This is a genomic window from Pseudomonas wayambapalatensis (assembly GCF_049942315.1).
Taxonomy (GTDB): domain Bacteria; phylum Pseudomonadota; class Gammaproteobacteria; order Pseudomonadales; family Pseudomonadaceae; genus Aquipseudomonas; species Aquipseudomonas wayambapalatensis.
Genome location: NZ_JBNFMU010000201.1, coordinates 1 through 2,982 on the forward strand (window position 1 = coordinate 1; position 2,982 = coordinate 2,982).

Genomic DNA, 2,982 nt, shown 5'->3' on the forward strand with positions numbered 1-2,982 from the left:
ACCAAGGGCAACTGCTGGCCTTGCGCAAGGCCAAGCCGGCGGGCTTGAGCAGCGCTCTGGAGCGTCTCAATCGCCAGTGGAATGCGTTGTACAAGTCCCAGCGGGCACCGTACCAGGCGAGCGACCAATTGCCCGAGGCATTCCTGCGGGCGTTGCAACAGTGCATTGGCCTGATTCAGGAGGCCATGGAGCAGGCGCCTGCGCACGTCGAACCGCAGGTCCTGCAGTTCTATTTCCATGCCCTGCAGTTCAGCCGTGTGGCCGAGCTGTTCGATGAGCATTTCCTGTTCGATGTCAGCCTGCGTAACGGCCCGCGAAACCGTCGTCTGGCAACCCTGACGCTGCGTAATGTGGTGCCCGCGCGCCTGCTTGGCCCGCGAATGGCTGCGGCGCGCAGCGTCACCCTGTTTTCGGCGACGCTAGGGCCTCGGCGCTTCTATTCCGACTTGCTGGGTATGCCGGCAGACACCGCCTGGCTGGACGTGGCCGCGCCATTTCGCGCCGAGCAGTTGCAGGTGCGGATCGTCAGTGAGGTTTCGACCCGCTTTCAGCAGCGCAGTGCGTCCCTGGCGCCGATCGTCGGGCTGATCGGCGAGCAGTACCAGCGTCAGCCGGGCAACTACCTGGCGTTCTTCAGCAGCTTTGAATACCTGGAGCAGGTGATGGCCCTGTTCGCCGAACGGCACCCCGAGGTGCCGCACTGGCGGCAGGCGCCGGGCATGGACGAGGCCGCACGCGAGGGATTTCTGGCGCGTTTCGTGGCGGATGGGCGAGGGATAGGTTTCGCTGTACTGGGCGGGGCCTTCGCTGAAGGAGTGGACCTGCCGGGCACCCGGCTGATAGGTGCCTTTGTCGCCACCCTTGGCTTGCCCCAGGTCAATCCGGTCAACGAACAGTTCAAGCAACGTTTGGCCCGGCAGTTTGGCAGCGGTTTTGACTACGCGTACCTGTACCCTGGCGTGCGCAAGGTGATCCAGGCGGCTGGTCGAGTCATTCGGGGCGACCAGGATCGTGGCGTGCTTTTTCTGATCGATGAGCGCTTCAGTGAGCCGCGGGTGCAACAGATGTTTCCTGGCTGGTGGCATACCGCCGCCAACTGATCCGGCCCCATCGCGCGCCGTTGCAACTCCCAGTACACTGCGCGTTCCAACACCTACATCCGTTGAACTCGAGGTTCTGCATGACGCTCAGCCCTTTGGCAGGCAAGCCGGCTCCGGCCAGCGTGCTGGTCGATATTCCCCGCCTGTTGACCGCCTACTACACCGGTCGCCCGGACGCTGCGGTCGCTTCGCAGCGCGTGGCCTTCGGCACTTCCGGACACCGAGGCACTTCGTTCGAGTTGAGCTTCAACGAGTATCATGTGCTGGCGATCACCCAGGCGATCTGCCTGTACCGCCAGGAGAAGGGCATCGATGGTCCGCTGTTCATCGGTGCTGACACCCATGCCTTGTCGGCGCCGGCCACCGCCAGCGCGCTGGAGGTCCTGGCGGCCAATGGCGTGCAGGTGCGCTTGTCCAAGGACGACGAGTACACCCCGACCCCGGCGGTGTCCCATGCGATCCTGTGCTACAACCGCGGTCGTCAACAGGGTCTGGCCGACGGCATCGTCATCACCCCCTCGCACAACCCGCCCCAGAGCGGTGGTTTCAAATACAACCCGCCCAATGGCGGCCCGGCTGACAGCGATGTGACCAAGTGGGTCGAAGCCAAGGCCAACGAACTGCTGGCTGCAGGTCTTGCGGGTGTCAAGCGCATTGACTACGCCCAGGCTCTGCAGGCTGCCACTACCCAGCGTCACGACTACGTGAGCAGCTACGTGGCAGACCTGGAAAACGTCATCGATTTCGAGGTCATCCGTAAAGCCAACCTGCGCCTGGGTGTCGATCCGCTGGGTGGCGCGGGCGTGCGCTATTGGTCGGCGATTGCCGAGCGATACCAGTTGAACCTTGAAGTGGTCAACACCGAGGTCGACCCGACCTTCCGCTTCATGAGCGTCGACTGGGACGGGCAGATTCGCATGGACCCTTCGTCGCCATACGCCATGCAAGGGCTGATCGGCCTGCGCGAGCGTTTCGACGTGGCCTTTGCCTGCGACCCGGACCATGATCGCCACGGTATCGTCACCAGTGACGGCCTGCTGCAGCCGAACAACTACCTTGCCGTGGCCATCGACTACCTGTTCCGCCACCGCCCGCATTGGCGCAGCGACGCCGCGGTCGGCAAGACCGTGGTCAGCAGTGGCATGATCGACCGGGTTACCGAGCGGTTGGGGCGCAAGCTCCATGAAGTGCCGGTGGGCTTCAAGTTTTTCGCCCAGGGCCTGTTCGAAGGTTCGCTTGGTTTTGGCGGAGAGGAGAGTGCGGGCGCTTCGTTCCTGCGTCTGGACGGCAGCGTCTGGGCGACCGACAAGGACGGCCTGATTCCCGCATTGCTGGCGGCCGAGATGACTGCACGCACGGGGCGCAATCCGAGCCAGGCCTATGCCGACCTCACCGCAGCGCTGGGTAAGCCGTACGCCACCCGGGTCGAGGCCAAGGCCGATGCGCGGCAGAAAGCGCTGCTGAGCAAGCTGGCGCCTGAGCAGGTGAAGTCCACCGAGCTTGCCGGCGAGCCGATCCAGCAGATCCTCAGCCATGCGCCAGGCAACGGTCAGGCCATCGGCGGCCTGAAGGTGATGACCGCCAATGGCTGGTTTGCCGCGCGTCCATCGGGTACCGAGGACATCTACAAGATCTACGCCGAGAGCTTCGTTGACGAGGCGCACCTGCAGCGCCTGGTGCAGGAAGCCCAGGCACTGGTGGATGCGGCGATCAGCTGATTGTCTTGCGATCACCGGCAACGCCGGTGTCGTAAACCTAGGCTCTGTATGAAAAACCTTGATACTCGGTGATGCTGCGTTGAAAACAGCCTGGTGCGCCAGCCCGGTCGGAATGCTCATTTACAACCCGTAAAGTCGAGCGCGACCCCGGCCGTTCCTCGGCT

At 63.7% G+C, this 2,982-nt stretch carries 2 protein-coding genes; both read left to right on the forward strand.

Going from position 1 to position 2,982, the window contains the following annotated elements:
• Positions 1–1,100 (forward strand): ATP-dependent DNA helicase (locus ACPZMI_RS16850; protein ID WP_426352690.1); only part of this gene is annotated, 1,100 nt, incomplete at its 5' end.
• Positions 1,101–1,180: 80 nt separating this feature from the next.
• Positions 1,181–2,818, forward strand: a complete 1,638-nt coding sequence (gene pgm / locus ACPZMI_RS16855; RefSeq protein ID WP_186720424.1) for a phosphoglucomutase (alpha-D-glucose-1,6-bisphosphate-dependent) — start codon at positions 1,181–1,183, stop codon at positions 2,816–2,818.
• The last annotated feature ends 164 nt before the right edge of the window (positions 2,819–2,982 follow it).

Coding starts and splice junctions, on each gene's coding strand:
- pgm (WP_186720424.1), top strand. CDS start 1,181: ATGACGCTCAGCCCTTTGGCAGGCAAGCCGGCTCCGGCCAGCGTGCTG.